This is a genomic window from Candidatus Coatesbacteria bacterium (assembly GCA_014728225.1).
Lineage (GTDB): Bacteria > RBG-13-66-14 > RBG-13-66-14 > RBG-13-66-14 > RBG-13-66-14 > WJLX01.
The window spans coordinates 13369-28268 of record WJLX01000017.1; the positions used below are offsets into that span (position 1 = coordinate 13369).

Below are 14900 nucleotides of genomic sequence, written 5' to 3' on the forward strand. Positions count from 1 at the left end.
GCCGATCCAAGGGGCGCCGAGATGCAAAAACCGTGCCGGTTCCGGCGCCGGTCGTCGTCAGCGGCGGCCGAAATAGACGGCGGTCAGCTCTTCGACGGACAGTTCGACCTGCTGGCGCAGGAAGCGGCGCCGCCGGCTCTCGAACTCGCGGATCCGCTGGTAGGTGAAACTATTGGACAGATTGCGCCGGTCCGGGACCTGGAGCTTGGCGTAGCTGCCGTTGGACGAGGTCATCAGCCCGAGTTCGAGGAAGATCGACAGAGCCAGGCGCACCTCGCGATAGTTGCAGGTGTCGGTGGCCAGCTCGTGGACGACGTCCTGGGTGAAGGGTTGGTCCTCGGGCAGGTTGCGCCAGATCTCGGCCAGGCGGAAGCGGTCCATCGTCTCCCGGGGCAGCCGTCCGGGCGAGCGGGCGTCGAACAGCAGGCTCAGACGCAGGTCGCGCAGACCCGTGGCCAGCTCACGCAGCAGCAACAACTCGTGGTGGCCGTCGAGGGGTTCGTAGAGGCAGACGTTGAGGCTGTCGAGTTCGGGCAGCGGCTGGACCGAAAGGTTGTCCCAGAACAGGTACTGTTTCGCTGAGAGGCTGCTGGGGCAGGTGGCGGGCAGCCAGCCCCGCCGGGCCAGGTAGCGCTGGATCTCCTCCCGGTCCTCGGGCCAGCAGTAGATGACCGTCGGGTGTTCGGTTACGCAGCGTTCGAGGATCGACAGGCTGCCGTTGTTGCGGTGGTCGTCGAGCTCGAGCGGCGGCGGAGCGCTGGCGTTCTCGGCGGCGCTTTCCAGGTCGAGGAGCTTGAGCTGCAGGCCGTGGGCACCCTGGAGGGGGTTGCGCTCGAGGTGGAAGACGACGTCGAGGCGGTCGTCGGTACGCAGGTGGTCGTAGACGTCGGCCATGTTGAAGCCGATGGCTTCCATCACAGCCCCGCCCTGGGAGACCAGCAGCTTGAGGTGATTCTTGCCGACGACGCGGGGCTTGTCGGCGACGGCGGCGCCGCGGACGAGGAGGATGGGCTCCGGATTGCCCATGCCGAAGGGTTCCAGCAGCTCGAGCTGGGCCATCAGCGTTTCGTCGAGGTCCTCGAGTTCGACCTCGGCGTCGACCTCGATGAGGGTGTGCTTGTCGTAGCTCATCCGCCGGGCGACCCGGGTCAGACAGCGCCGCAGACCGCTGAGGTTGGTGAAGTCGATGCGCACCCCGGCGGCGTGGCGGTGGCCGCCGTATTCGTTGAGGAACTCGGCGCAGGCGTCCAGGGAGCCGATGATGTCAAATTCGCCGAAGCCGCGGGCGGAACCGCGACCGTTCTCGCCGAAGACCACGGCGGGGCGGTTGAAGCGGTCGGCCAGCCGGGCGGCGACGATCCCCACCACGCCGGGGTGCCAGGCCGGATCGCCGACGACGATTACGGGCACGTCCTCGAGGGCCAGGTCGTCCTCGGCCATGGCCATCGCCTCCCGGGTGGTCTCGGATTCGATGGAGCGCCGGCGGCGGTTGAGCCCCTCGATGCGCGCCGAGAGCTGGTAGGCCTCGTCCGGGTCCTCGGTCAGCAACAGCTCGACGCCGACGTCGGCCGTCGAGATCCGCCCGGCGGCGTTGAGCCGCGGGGCCAGGACGTAGCTGAGGTGCTTGGCGGTGATCCGGCGCCCACCCAGGTTGGCCGAATCGATCAGCGCCGCCAGCCCCAGGCGGGGCATCCGGTTGAGCCGGGAAAGACCGCTGAGCACCAGGGAACGGTTCTCGTCGACCAGGGGGCAGACGTCGGCCACGGTGCCCAGGGCCACCAGGTCCAGGTACTCGTCGGGGTCGGGCCCGGCGTCGAGGACGGTGCGCAGGCCGCAGATCAGCTTGTAGACCGTCGTCACGCCGGCCAGGGCGTGGAAGGGGTAGCCGGAGCCGGGGACGGTGGCGTTGATGACGGCGAAGGCCGGCGGCAGGACCTCGTCGGGCAGGTGGTGGTCGGTGATGATCACCTCGGTGCCCAGGGCCTGGGCCCGGGCGACGGCATTATGGGCGGTGACGCCGCAGTCGTTGGTGATGATCAGGCCGTAGCCGCTGCGAGCGGCCTCTTCGGCCTCGGAGGGGGAGAGGTCGTAGCCGTCGTTGATACGGTGGGGAACCTTGTAATCGCAGTCGGCGCCCACGGCACGCAGGAAGTGGACCAGGGCCGTGGTGCCGGTGATGCCGTCGACGTCGTAGTCGCCGTAGACGAAGATGCGCTCGCCCCCGCGGATGGCGGCGACGATGCGCCTTACGGCCTTCTCCATGTCGTGGAACAGGAAAGGGTCGTGGTGAACGACGCCGTAGAGGAAGGCGAAGCAGTCGGAGGGCGAGGCCAGTCGGCGGTTGATCAGCACCTGGGCCAGGCGGTGGTCGACGAGGAGTTCGTGGGCCAGACGCCGCCGACCGAGATAGTCGGGCTCGCGCAGCCGCCAGCGGTGACGGGAAGCTGGACTGGAAGAGGGCTGGGACATGGCTGATGATTACCCGTGCGCTGCGGTGACGCGGTTAGGATAACAGACGGGGCCGACGATAGACAGGCGCGCCGACGGGGAACGGCTCAACCGAGCAGATCGCGGTGGTCGCGCGGTTTGCGGTAGGGCGGGACGTGCTGTTCGACGTAGTCGATGATCTGGGCGCGGGTCGGCTCGTTGCGCTCGGCGGCCCGCTGGTCGTCGGGGAACCACAGCGAGAAACCGCGCCAGGGGTCCAGCCGGCTCGGCCGCTGCTTGGTGGAGAGCATCATGCCGAAGCGGTCGGTGTAGAAGCAGCGGAAGTCGCCCCAGGAGCGTTCCAGCCGGAAGAACAGCCGTTTCTGCTGCACCCCCCGGGCGTCCATCCGGTAGCTGGTGGGCAGGAAGAAACCGTTGAGCACCAGCAGCAGCAAGACGCCGCCCAGAACGCCCAGCAGGGGTCCGCCGGCGTAGTAGGTCAGGAAGACCACGGTCAGGCTGATGACCCCGACCCCGGCCAGGGCGCGCCAGAGGTAGAGCGTCGCCGGCCAGACCGACCAGGCGATCTGGCCGCCGGACTCCTCCGGGGCCTCCTCGGTCGGTGCGGCAGCGGAGGCGCTGTGCGCTTCGCCGACGCGCTCCTCGGCGCTGGGTAGGTCTTCCGCCATCGCGCTCAGCTCTCCAGGGCCTTCTTCTGCAGCTCGATCAGCTCGTGGATGCCCTTGGTGCCGAGGTCGAGGATCCGGCCCAACATTTCGCGATCGTAGAGTCGGCCCTCGGCGGTGGCCTGGAGCTCGATCAACTGCTCGGCGCCGGTCATCACCACGGTGCAGTCGACATCGGCGGCCACGTCCTCACGGTAGCACAGGTCGAGCAGCAGCTCGCCGTGGACGTAGCCCACACTGATCGCGGCCACGTAGTCATCCAGTGGCAGGGCGCCGGTCTCCTTGCCGCCGCCCAGCCAGGACAGGGCGTCGTGCAGGGCCAGGTAGCCCCCGGTGATCGCCGCCGTGCGCGTCCCGCCGTCGGCGCTGATCACGTCGCAGTCCACGGTGACCGTCCGCTCGCCCAGCTTGTCCAGCCTGGTTACAGCGCGCAGGCTGCGGCCGATCAGGCGGCCGATCTCCATCGAGCGACCGCTCATCTGGCCCTTGAAGACGTCGCGGGTGTTGCGGCGGCTGGTGGCCCGGGGCAGCATGTCGTACTCCGCGGTCACCCAGCCCCGGCCCGAGCCTTTGAGCCAGGAGGGCACACCCTCGCCCACCGTGGCCGTGCAGATGACCCGGGTCTTGCCGAACTCGACCAGCACCGAGCCTTCGGCGTGCTCGATGTACTCCCGGGTGAACTTGACCTCGCGCAGCTCGTCGTTCTGCCGGTTGTCGTAGCGTAGGGGCACGTCACTCCTTCATCTCGCGTTGAATTGTACTCGAATCGTCTCCGCTGGGCGGACCTACTCCGGGCGCCAGGCGGGGCTGTGGTCGTTGACGTCGTTGTCGGTAATCTGACGCACTTCAGCGCCCTCAACGTCGACAAGATATATCTCCTGGTCGTCGCCGTCGTAAGAGACGAAGGCGATACTCTCGCCATCGGGGCTCCAGGCCGGGGTATCCTCCCAGGCCGGGTCGTCGGTGAGCTGGATGGGGTTGCCACCGTCGGCGTCCATCAACCAGAGGTCGGCGTTGTCGTCTGCGTTGCGGACGAAGGCGATCCGGCTGCCGTCGGGGCTCCAGCGGGGGTTGAAGTCGTCGAGGCGGTTCTCGGTCAGGGCGACCTGGCGCTCTTCGTCGAGGTCGTAGAGGTAGAGGTCCATGTCGGTGTTGGTGTCGACCTCGACGGTTTCGCCGTCGAAGACGAGCTCCGTCTGCATATCGAGGGCGGTCCGCGGCGCGGCGCCGGTGTAGAGCAAACGGCGGCCGTCGGGGCTCCAGCGGGGCTCCCAGTAGTGGACGGCTCCGTCGGTGAGTTGCCGGGGCTCGCCGCCGTCGGCGGCGACGAGGTAGATATGGCTGGCGCTGTCGGAGCGCGAGAAGGCTTCCTCGGCGTTGTAGGCGATCCAGCCGCCGTCGGGGCTCCAGGCCGGTGAGCGGTCGCTCAGCCGCTCGTTGTCGGTCAGCCGCCTGATTTCGCCGCCCTGGACGGAGACGACGAACAGCTCGTAATCGGGCATCCAGCCGACGTGGGAGATTTCGTCGGCGTCCTTGTCGTCGCAGTCGCAGGCGAAGACCAGCCGGGCGCCGTCCGGGCTCCAGGCGGCCTCGAGGTGCCGGCCGGCGAGGTCGCTGGGCAGGGTCAGCGCGGCGGTTGCCACGTTCAGTACACCGAGGTCGTCGTAGCCGGCGACGTCGGTGACGCAGGCCAACCGGTCGCCGTCGGGGCTCCAGAGCGGATCATCCTCGTCAGCCTCCCCGGCGACCGGCGAGAGCGCTATGTCTGTCTCGAGGTAGAGGATGATGATCTCATGGCCGTTGGATCCCTCGTGAACGTAGGCCAGTTGGCCGGCCGCTGCGCCGGTCACGATCAGGCACGGCAGCAGGAAACAGAGTTGAAGCTTACCCATGATCCACCCCCGGGTTAATCCTTGACAAGGGCCGTCGGCCGCCAGGCGGGGCTGTGGTCGTCGCCGTCGTTGTCGGTGAGTTGACGTGGCTTGTCGCCGTCGCGGTCGGAGACGAAGGCGATGCGTGAGCCGTCGGGACTCCAGCGCGGTCTCCGGTTGTCGAACTCGGCGTCGGTGAGTTGACGGGTCTCCCCGCTGGTGAGCTCCAGCAGGCTGATCCGACCGCTGAAGCCGACGCTGTAGGCGATTGACTCGCCGTCGGGGCTGAAACAGGGATCCGAGGGTGGGCGGTAACTATCAACCACGGTGCTGAAGCCCGGAATGAGTATCCTGTCGCTGCCGCCGTCGGCGTCGAGCAGATGGAGGGACTCATCGCCCTCGGCGCTGCGAACGAAGGCGATACTCCCGTCATCGGCGCTCCAGGTAGGGCTGAAGCTGGGATAACAAGATTCGCCGGTCAACAGCTTGAGTTCACTGGTTTCGGTAATGACCGGAGCAACCTGCAAGAGGTCCGCCTCATCCCGTACGGTCAGCAGCACTGAAGCTCCGTCTGTACTCCAACCGGCGATTCTTTCGACCCCCGTCGGCAGGCTGGTCTGCTCGGTGCCGTCGGCACTCACCCAATGGAGACGGCGGATGGAGACGGCGGATGGAGACGGCGGAACTCGTCGGAACCTCTGATGCAGGCCAGCCGGCCGCCGTCGGAGCTTCAAACGGGCTGGTCACCAGCGACGAGTTGGATCGGCACCCCGTAAGCGGCGCCGTCGTCGAGATCGAGGAGCATCATTTGAGGGCCGCTCTCCTGAGGGCCGCTCTCCCCCTCCTGAACATAGGCCAACTGGCCCGCCGAAGCCAGGGAAATGCTCAGCAGCACCGCGAACATGATCGAGCTGTCCATGCCGCCCCCTCGGGTTTCGGGTTCCCTTTACTCCGGCCGCCAGGCGGGGCTGTGGTCGTCGCCGTCGTTGTCGGTGAGTTGACGTGGATTGTCGCCGTCGGCGTCGATAACGAAAACCTCCCGGTCGCCGTCGCGGTCGGAGACGAAGGCGATGCGTGAGCCGTCGGGACTCCAGACGGGCTGACCGTTGCGGCCCTCCGTAGTCAGTTGGGTGACCGCGCCGTCGGTCAGATCGAGCAGGTAGAGGTGGTAGGTGCTGTTGAAGACGACCCGGGTTCGGTCGGGACTGAGGGCCGGGTTCCAGCAGTAGCCGGTCTCCGTCAGGCGGCGGGCCTCACCGTCGTCGGCGTCCATCAGCCAGAGGTCGGCGTCCCGGGTGTAGAGCAGACCGTCGTCGGCGGTCCAGGCGTAGACGACGTGCCAGCCCGCGTCGGTCATGCGCAGCTCGTTACCGCCGTCGACAGAGATGAGGTAGAGTTGCGGATCGGCGTAGTCGGTGAGCTTGGTGAAGGCCAGGCGGGTACCGTCGGGGCTCCAGACGACGCTCCAGGGCGGTATCTCGACGGCCTGTCCGCTGAGTCGGCGCTCTTCTCCACTCTCGACTTCGATCAGGCGGAGCCGGGCCTCGTCCCCCCGATTATCCGCGAAGGCCACCCAGCGCCCGTCGGGACTCCAGACGGGTGAGCCGTCCGTCAGGGTCGGGGCGTAGGGCTCGAGGCCCCCGGCGTCATCGCAATCAGCGATAAAGAGCGCTTCTCGGTCCTCGGCGTTGCCGATGAAGGCCAGCATTGTGCCGTCAGGGCTCCAGGCGGGCCTGTCGCCTTTGTCCAGCAACAGCACTTCCGCGGCGCTCTCGACATCGATGATGACGATCCGGGGAGCGGCGCCCCCTTCGGCGACATAGGCCAGTTGGTCCGCGGCCGCGCCCGCGGCCAGGAGGCCGGCGATCAGCAAGACGATTCGCTTGGACACGGCGCGGCTCCTCCCTCCGGGGGCGATGGACTAGTTCTCCAGGCGTTGCCAGGCCACGATGCGGGCACCGGTCAGCGGCAGCGGACCACGCCGGGTCTCCAGGCGACGATCGTAGCTCAGCTCCCACAACAGCGGCGGGGAGAAGGCCTCCGCGTTCAGCCAGGCCAGCCGGCCGGGCTCCGGCGCTTCGCCCAGCGGGGCCATGGCGGCGGTACGCAGGTGGATCCAGCAGCCCTCGAAGCGCAGCGTCGCCGCGCTCCAGTCCTCGACGAGGGGCGGGGCGCAGGGCGGCGCCGTCCCTTCGCCGCCGACGTAGTTGACCTCCTCGACCACGGGCTGACCGTCGGCCAGGATCGCGACCACCCGGGTGTCGGAGGCCGGGCGCTCCTCGACGAGGCGGGCGGCCCGGGCGTCGTCCCAGTTGCCGCTCAGCAGCCAGATGCGACCCAGAGGGGCCAGGACCTCCAGCAGCCGCGGGGCCTCGACGTTGACGTCGCCAACGAGGTAGACGCTGCCCGAGCAGAGCAGGGCCAGATCGGCGGGCAGCTCGCGGGCCCCGGCCAGGCGGCAGTCGCCGTCGACGTAGATCACGCCGTTCTCCGGCCAGAGTGAATCCGCGGGATCGCCGTCGCCGTTGGGGTCGGCCAGCACGGTCAGGTCCAGCTCGATGGTCTCGACGGAGCGACCCGTGGCCGGATTGTAGAGCTCGCCGAAGGCGGCGGCCTCCAGGGCCGGGGCGTGATAGACGCCGTCGGCGTCGTAGCAGGTCAGGGCCGCGCCGTCGCGGACGTAGGCGATGTCGGCCCGGGCGCGCAGCCAGGCGGCGTCGGCCAGGTAGGGCGGCTGGAAGGCCCCCGTGCCCATGAAGCCGTCGGCGACGGCCCCGGCGAACAGCTCCTGGCAGCCGGTGAGTTCGTTGGTGGGGTCGTTGTCGTAGAAGGCGTAGCCCTCGGCCTCGGCGACGTGCTCGGAGTCGAAGGGCGGCTCCATGAACCATAGCACGTCCTCTTCCTCGCCGTCCTCGTCGGGGACCGCCACGGCCACGCCGCCGGAGAGGTTGACCCGCTCCCAAGGATCGCGCAGGCGCAGCAGCTTGCCGGCGGCGGTCAGTGAGCCGCCGTCGAGGCGCAGCAGGGCGTTGTCGGGCTGGAGGAAGATGTCGCCGTTGGCGTGGACGGCGCCGTCGAGGCGAGTCTCGCCGGAGCCGCAGAGGGCCAGATCGGCGGCGGAGAACAGCAGGAAGGACTCCAGGGGCTGGGTGCGTCCGGAGACGCGCAACCGCCGGCGCACGGGATTGCCGATGGTCGTCAGCACGGCCTCGACCTCGATGGTGAAGCCGCGCAGGTTCTCGTCGTCATACCAGCAGACGACGCGCAGCTCCTCGGGCACCCCGGCGCCGCTGAGGGCGCCGTGGGGGTCGCCGGGCGCCCAACTCCAGACGTAGGACCCGTCGTCGAGGTTGCGCCGCAGACCCTCGTCGTCGCCCTCGTCGTCGATGACGGCGACGACCTCGCCGGTGGTCGGGCTGGTGATCGTCGGGCTCAGAGGGCGCTCGGTATTGGGCTCCAGCTCGCCCTCCGGCGTCAGCACGTGGGTCGAGGCGCCGTTGAAGCGGGTGGCGGCCAGCTCGCGGAAGGCCAGGTTCCAGCCGGATTCGGCCAGGGCCTCGCACTGGACGGCCAGGCGGGCGTCGGCGGCCGAGGCGGTTTCGTAGTGGGCCAGGGCCAGCAACAGGGCGGCCACGGTGGAGAGCACGGCCAAGACGATCAGCGCCATGGCCAGGGCCACGCCCCTCTCGTCTGTAAGAACCGCCCTCATCGGGCATCGGGGGCGGGTTGGGGTCGCAGCGCCTCCAGCCGGCGACGGATCAGGGTGGGGCAGTCCACCAGTTCGCGCCAACTGCAGGCGCCGCAGACCTCGCCGGGGTCAACGGCGGCGAAGGTCCGGGCCAGAGTGCCGTGCAGGGCCCCGGCGCTGTGGATGCCCGGGGTCAGCCCCGTGGCCGCCAGCACCCGCCGGTCCATAGCCCGCACCCCGGCGCCGTCGCGGCCGCAACCGGCGGTTTCGAGCTCCGGGCAGGCCCGGCAGGCGTCGTCGGGTCCCTCGACGAGACGGATGGTCATTGCGGGATCGAGATAGCGGCGCTGGAGCTCGCGCATCCGGGCGACGAAGCCCGACGAGTAGCCCCGGCCGATGAAGGCCAGCAGACAGAGCAGGTGGTGGGGACGCAGCTCGAGGGCGGCGGGGGTCACTGCTGATCCTGCTTGCTCTTGCGGCGCCGGCCGCGGCGACCGGTGGAACGACGACGGGTGTCCTTGAGATCCTTGACCTGCAACTCGTCGAAGGGCATCGTCGGGTTGGTCTGGATGATGATCCGGCGCTGGAACTCTTCGCTGAGCCGGTTGAGCATGTCCTGGTAGCGGGTCTTGAGCAACTGGGCCACGTGGGGGTTGCAGAGCAGTTGCACCCGGTTGGAGTCGCTCTTGGAAAGTCCGCGCTTGAGGGTGCTCTCGGTCTTGAGGATGATGTTGCGCTCGGCGAGAACCAGGCCCGAGCCGCCGCAACAGGGACACTTGTCGGTCATCTGCGAGGTGACGCTTTTACGCACCCGCTTGCGGGTCATCTCGACCAGCCCCAGGTCGCTCATCTTGCGCACCCGGTGCTTGGTGCGGTCCCGGGAGAGAGCCTTGTTCAGGCGCCGGACGACGTTGTCGCGGTGCTTGGCGACCTCCATGTCGATGAAGTCGAGGATGATGATGCCCCCCAGATCGCGCAGGCGCAACTGGCGGGCGATCTCGTCGGCGGCCTCCAGGTTGGTCTCGTAGACCGTCTTCTCCAGGTTGTGCTTGCCGACGTTCTTGCCGGTGTTGACGTCGACGGAGATCAGGGCCTCGGTCTGCTCGATGACCAGATAACCGCCGCACTTGAGCCAGACCTTGCGGTGGGTGATGCGCTCGATGTCCTTCTCGACGCCATAGGCCTCGAAGATGGGGTAACGGCCCGAGTAGTGCTCGATCCGGGCGCCCAGGTCGGGGGCCACCCGATGGGAGAACTCCTTGATGCGGTTGTAGACCCCGCGGTCGTCGATGACCACGGCGTCGACCTCGTCGGAGACGACGTCGCGCACCAGGGAGAGCACCAGGCCGAGGTCGTCGTGAACCAGGGCCGGGGCCTCGACCTTGTTGGCCCGGCGGACGATCTCCCGGGCCTGGCGGTTGAGGTAACGCATCTCCTGGCGCAGTTGACGCTTGGAGGCGCCCTCACCGATGGTGCGAATGATGAAGCCGGTCTTGCCGCTGCGCAGGTCCTTTACCAGGCCGCGCAGGCGGTTGCGTTCCGAGGAGGATGATATCTTGCGGCTGACGCCGACGTGGTCGGCGTAGGGCATCAGGACGAGAAAGCGCCCGGCCAGGGTGATGTTGGTGGTCGCCCGGGGGCCCTTCTTGCCGATGGGTTCCTTGGTCACCTGGACCAGGATGTCCTGGTCGCGGTTGAGAATCTCTTCGATGGGGGTGTGTTTACCGCGGCGGCGGTCGTGCTGGTAGTCCTCGTCGAGGAAGTTGCCGATGTCGTGGACGTCGGTAACCAGATCCTCGGCGTGGAGGAAGGCGTTGCGGTCCAGACCGATGTCGATGAAGGCGGCCTGCAGGCCGGGGAGGATCTCGCTAACCCTGCCCTTGTAGATGTTGCCGACGATGCGGGTGGTGCCCGCCGGTTCGGTCATGATCTCGACCAGGCGGCCGTCCTCGAGAGCGGCCACCCGCGTCTCCAGCGGGGAGACGTTGACTAGGATTTCCTTTTTCAAATAAAACCTCTGCGCTGGGGCGGCGGAGCGGCGGTGCAAAGACCCCCGCCGTCGCCCGGAAGCTGGCGTCGGTCGGGGGATCGTTGAAACGCCGGAATGCGTCCACCGTCATCTAAACCTGGTCGGGGCCGGAGACGGGTGAACGACGCCGGGGGCGGGAACGAGGCGGGGAACGGTAGGCTGCGGGGAGCGAATGTCTTGGTCGAAGGCGCTGCGGCGCCGGCGGTCGGCGACGTCGATCAAGCGCGGTTCCCCGGCAGGTCGGCGGGACGGCCGCACCGTCGCTGCCTGCGGACGGTGGGGTTTTCCCGGGCCGGGTGATGCTGAACGGTGCGGCTGCGGTCCCCGGCGGGATCGAACCGTTTCCGCCGCTGCGACCATCGGGGTCGGACACCGCCGGGCTGGTTCGCACCACCGCCCAGCAAGTCGGCTAAAAGACGGGTCGAACCCGGCAGTCGGGCGGTCCGGTCAAACACCGCGTCGGCGCCGCGCTGATTCGCGCTGATCCGTGCTGATCCGTGCTGATCCGCGCTAATCCGCGCTAATCAATGTTAATGACGGCGCGCCCGATACCGCACTCCAACCGACCGCTCCAGCCTTCCGATTCTCCGGCGTCGTTACGTCCGCACCCGCGGGGTCGCGTCCGCTCGGCCGGTTAACAAAAGGTCAAACGGGTGAAGAGGTGGAAGTCGAAAGAGACTGTCAAAGGGCTGAATAACGGCTGTGAAACTGAAAAATGGATGAATCCGGTGTGCGTTCGCTCAGTCTGGTTGAACAACCGTCGGTCAATCGTCAGTCAATCGTCAGCCAACCGTTAGTCAACCGTCAGTCAGCCGTCAGCATCGTCAGTGAAGGTTGAATTTAGTATAAAAGACAAAAAAAGTCAACGGGTTAGCGGTGCCGAAGACCCCCGGCGCCCTCACTGCAGGTAGCCCAGGGAGCGCAGGCTCTCCAGGGCGGCGTCGATGCTCTCCGGCTCCAGGGCCGGCAGCCGGTAGGGACCGTAGCCCGCCACTCGGCGCGGCTCGTCCTCGACCAGGTCGGAAACGGCCGGCGGCTCGCCCGGCAGGTCCTCGGCCAGCGGCACACCGCAGAGGCAGAACAGCAGGGCGGCGGCGTCGTAGAGATCCAGACAGCGCGTCTTAGTCGGGGGTGGGGGACCGTCCAGACGGGACAGCCACAACTCCCCACCCCCGCCCGCGTCGGGCTTGAGCACGACGACGACGACGGGGGCCTCTCCGATCCCGGCGGCCAGTCCACGGTAGTTGGCCAGCACCTCGGCGACGGCGGTATCGACGGCGGTGGGCGGCGGGATCTCGACACCCAGACGGCGCGCCCGCTCGCGGCCGTTTAACAGCTGCAACAGCAGCCGCGGGGGACGCTGCGGGACGGCCGACCAGTCGGCCGGAAAGACTGAACCCGGCGGCGGCTCCGCACCCCGACCGACGGCGGCCTGGGCGACGTCGGTGAAGATCTGCAAACCGGCGACCCCGCGGGCCGGGTAGGTGGCCCACCAGTTGAAGACCGAGGCGGCGGCGTTTCCGGGGGCGCCGGCCACGAGCTCCCACAGCGGCGGTTCGCGCCAGTCCCGGCTGGTCACCGGCATCCGCTCGGCCAGGCCGATCAAGCGCCAGAACGCGGAGTAGAGCCCACCCAGCCCCAGGCCGTCGCCGCGCAATTGCAGCGGCGAGTGGATCCCGGTCACAGCCAGGGAGCTCAGCTCCGTAATCCCGTGACGACGCGGCGGACGGCCCGTCACCAGGGTGGCCCAGCTCTGGGCCGGTGATACGCCGGGCTTGAACTCCAGCCCGTAAACCAGGGAGGTCGCGCGCAGCCCGCGCAGCGTCGGCGTCGTCTCGTCGACGGCGGCGGGCTCGAGGTAGTCGACGGCCAGGCAGAGCACCGGCGGACCCGACGCCAGGGTGTAATCGACGGCGGCCTCATCCTCGTCCAGCCGCGCCAGCACGGCGACCAGGGCCAGCACCGCCAGGCCGGCGCCGAAGAAGAGGATCTCGCGCAACCGGCGCTTCATCAGCCAACGCCCGCCGAGGTAGAAACCGGCGACCAGGGAGCACAACCGGTAGGCCAGCAGGCCCAGCCCGACGGCGGCCGCCAAAAACAGCAGGCTGACCAGCGTCGGCGCTGCCTCGACGACGAAGACCCGCCCCGCCAGCCACCAGCCGGCCGCCGAACCGCCGAAGACCAGAACGTTCAGGGCGGCCCAGCCGATACGCAGGATCGACGCCCGGCGCTCCGACAACGGCCGTGAGCCGGCGAACTGCAGCGCCAGGGTCAGCAGGGCGAAAGCTGCGGCGCTGACGACGAGGCCCGGGAGAAAGCAGTACAGCGCCAGCAACAACCCCTCGCCGAAATCGACCAGATAGGCGGCGTTGGCCTGCACCAGGGCCAGGGCGCCCCAGGCCGACCACAACCCGCCCAGCAACACCCAGCAGCGCAGCGCAGCGCCCCAGAGTCCGGCGCCTCCCGGCGCCCCGCCCCCCCCGACGACGAAGCGTTCGACGGGATTGCGCAGGTAGCCCAGCTCGCGCAGACGCGCACGGATCTGTTCCAGATCGTCTTTCATCGCCTGATATCGCACCCGCGGTTGACGTCACCCAAGCCCGGCGATGTTAAACCTGGACACCGAAGCTGTCAACCGGGGCGACGCCGCGCCGTCCCGCCCGTCGACCGCCCCGCCGCGGCCCGCCAAGCCAGCCCCGCCAAGGTTGTTGCGCACGGCAACGCTTTTTATTATCCTCTATGGCACATGCACACGGAGGACTGACACTGTGGGCGACATCTTCAAGAAACGGGTTCATCCCGGTCGGGGAAGACTGATCGTTCAAATCGTCTTCCTGCTGGCGGCCCTCGGGCTGCTCACCTGGTTCGCCCTCTGGGTGGCCTCCCTCGAAGACCGCGCCGAGGAGGGTCCGGCCCACCCCGCACCCGTCGAACTCTACACCCCACACCTGGGCTATATCGAGCTGGCCCACACCGTCCGTATCGGAGCGGCCGGGATTCACACCGCGGCCCTGTCCCTGCTGCTGCTGGTCCTGCTGAGCAGTATCCTGCTCAAGAAAACCTTCTGTAGTCACGTCTGCCCCATCGGCACCCTGTCCGAGGGGCTGTGGTGGCTGGGCCGCAAGATAACCAAGGGCCGCGACCTGCGTCTGCCCGCCTTCCTCGACCTGCCCCTGCGCCTGGCCAAGTACGCCCTGCTGGTCTTCTTCCTGGTCAAGGTCGCCGGACTGACCGCCGAGACCCTGCACCTGCTGACCCACTCCCCCGCCGTCAAACTCAGCGACCTGCGCATCTGGTACTTCCTCACCGACGGTCCCGCCTGGCTGTACTACCTCCTGGGCGCCCTGGTCCTGATCTCCCTGTTCGTCCCCCGCTTCATCTGCCGCTACCTCTGCCCCTACGGCGCCCTCCTCGGCGCCGCCTCCATGCTCAGCCCCGTCAAGATCCACCGTGACAGCTCACGCTGCGCCCTGGGTTGCCGGGACTGCGACAAGGTCTGCCCCGCCTGGATCAAACTCGACCGCGTCGAAACCGTCGTCTCCGACGAATGCCACCTCTGCCTGCGCTGCGTCGACAACTGCCCCGTCCCCGGCGCCCTGCAGGTCAAGCTCGTCGGTAAACGACAGCTACCCGGCTGGCTGGTGCCCGTCGGCGTCGTGGCCGTCTTCGCCATCGGCGGCGCCGTGATCCTCGCCGCCGGCGGCTTCCGGGCCGCTCCGCCACGCGAGGAATACCTGGCCCGCATCGGGCAGATCCACTACCCCCTCTACGACCTGCGCCTCGGCGCTCCCAACGTCCCCGCCGAACCCACACCCTACGACGACCGTATGCTGGCCGCCCTGCGCGAGTTCAAACCCAAACCGCGCAAGGTCCTGGAGTTGATCCCCGTCAACGACCTGCAACTGGGCGCCGCCGCCGCCAGCCTCGGCCAGGACCTCGGACCACCCGACCAGCCCTGATAATGACGCCCCGATCCGCTATACTTATACTATCCTGACCGAGGAGTTACCGCTCCTCTTTTGAGTTGCCGGTGAGCGGATCGTTCACCACGGACCATCCGCCCGGAGCGAGCCCGCCGGCGGCCCGGACAAACCCGCCGCAGCCCGACAAACACCCAAACCCCGCAGCGCCGGAACCGGCACGGTTTTTGCGGAGGCGGACCGTTGCCGCCGCTCCAACGGTCGCCGAGATGCAAAAAC

General features: G+C 68.3%; 12 protein-coding genes. 1 reads left to right on the top strand and 11 read right to left on the bottom strand.

The genetic code is table 11. From position 1 onward, the window contains the following. Positions 1 to 57: 57 nt before the first annotated feature. From recJ to GF399_01665, 11 genes are all read right to left on the bottom strand, one after another. A complete protein-coding gene (gene recJ, locus GF399_01615) occupies positions 58 to 2469 on the bottom strand; it encodes a single-stranded-DNA-specific exonuclease RecJ (protein ID MBD3399013.1) in 2412 nt (803 codons plus the stop codon). 86 nt (positions 2470 to 2555) lie between these two features. Then, positions 2556 to 3116, bottom strand: a complete 561-nt coding sequence (locus GF399_01620) for a hypothetical protein (protein MBD3399014.1) — start codon at positions 3114 to 3116, stop codon at positions 2556 to 2558. A 5-nt stretch (positions 3117 to 3121) separates the two neighbouring features. Then, on the bottom strand, positions 3122 to 3844 hold the full coding sequence (locus GF399_01625) for a ribonuclease PH (GenBank protein ID MBD3399015.1): 723 nt from the start codon (positions 3842 to 3844) through the stop codon (positions 3122 to 3124). Between the two features lie 54 nt (positions 3845 to 3898). After that, positions 3899 to 5005 (bottom strand): hypothetical protein, encoded by a 1107-nt coding sequence (locus GF399_01630; GenBank protein MBD3399016.1) that lies wholly within the window; start codon positions 5003 to 5005, stop codon positions 3899 to 3901. 14 nt (positions 5006 to 5019) lie between these two features. Beyond that, on the bottom strand, positions 5020 to 5718 hold the full coding sequence (locus GF399_01635; GenBank protein ID MBD3399017.1) for a hypothetical protein: 699 nt from the start codon (positions 5716 to 5718) through the stop codon (positions 5020 to 5022). Further along, positions 5715 to 5903: a hypothetical protein gene (locus GF399_01640; GenBank protein MBD3399018.1), complete on the bottom strand. Its 189-nt coding sequence runs from the start codon at positions 5901 to 5903 to the stop codon at positions 5715 to 5717. Before GF399_01640 ends, GF399_01635 begins: the two co-directional genes overlap by 4 nt. Positions 5904 to 5930: 27 nt before the next feature. Next, positions 5931 to 6875 (bottom strand): hypothetical protein, encoded by a 945-nt coding sequence (locus GF399_01645; GenBank protein ID MBD3399019.1) that lies wholly within the window; start codon positions 6873 to 6875, stop codon positions 5931 to 5933. A gap of 30 nt (positions 6876 to 6905) precedes the next feature. Next, positions 6906 to 8663, bottom strand: coding sequence for a hypothetical protein (locus tag GF399_01650; protein ID MBD3399020.1), 1758 nt, complete (start codon positions 8661 to 8663; stop codon positions 6906 to 6908). 26 nt (positions 8664 to 8689) lie between these two features. Then, entirely contained in the window at positions 8690 to 9127 is a 438-nt protein-coding gene (locus GF399_01655) for a DUF1284 domain-containing protein (GenBank protein MBD3399021.1), read from the bottom strand. Then, a complete protein-coding gene (locus GF399_01660; protein MBD3399022.1) occupies positions 9124 to 10680 on the bottom strand; it encodes an Rne/Rng family ribonuclease in 1557 nt (518 codons plus the stop codon). The genes GF399_01655 and GF399_01660 overlap by 4 nt, the downstream gene beginning before the upstream one ends. Before the next feature lie 919 nt (positions 10681 to 11599). Continuing rightward, positions 11600 to 13264, bottom strand: a complete 1665-nt coding sequence (locus GF399_01665; GenBank protein ID MBD3399023.1) for a hypothetical protein — start codon at positions 13262 to 13264, stop codon at positions 11600 to 11602. Between the two features lie 43 nt (positions 13265 to 13307). On the opposite strand from GF399_01665, the gene GF399_01670 reads away from it, so the two are divergent. Beyond that, complete coding sequence (locus GF399_01670; protein ID MBD3399024.1) at positions 13308 to 14660, top strand: 4Fe-4S binding protein; 1353 nt, start codon at positions 13308 to 13310, stop codon at positions 14658 to 14660. Positions 14661 to 14900: the final 240 nt, after the last annotated feature.

Coding starts and splice junctions, on each gene's coding strand:
- GF399_01640 (MBD3399018.1), bottom strand. CDS start 5,903: ATGGACAGCTCGATCATGTTCGCGGTGCTGCTGAGCATTTCCCTGGCT.
- GF399_01670 (MBD3399024.1), top strand. CDS start 13,308: ATGTTAAACCTGGACACCGAAGCTGTCAACCGGGGCGACGCCGCGCCG.
- GF399_01620 (MBD3399014.1), bottom strand. CDS start 3,116: ATGGCGGAAGACCTACCCAGCGCCGAGGAGCGCGTCGGCGAAGCGCAC.
- GF399_01665 (MBD3399023.1), bottom strand. CDS start 13,264: ATGAAAGACGATCTGGAACAGATCCGTGCGCGTCTGCGCGAGCTGGGC.
- GF399_01630 (MBD3399016.1), bottom strand. CDS start 5,005: ATGGGTAAGCTTCAACTCTGTTTCCTGCTGCCGTGCCTGATCGTGACC.
- recJ (MBD3399013.1), bottom strand. CDS start 2,469: ATGTCCCAGCCCTCTTCCAGTCCAGCTTCCCGTCACCGCTGGCGGCTG.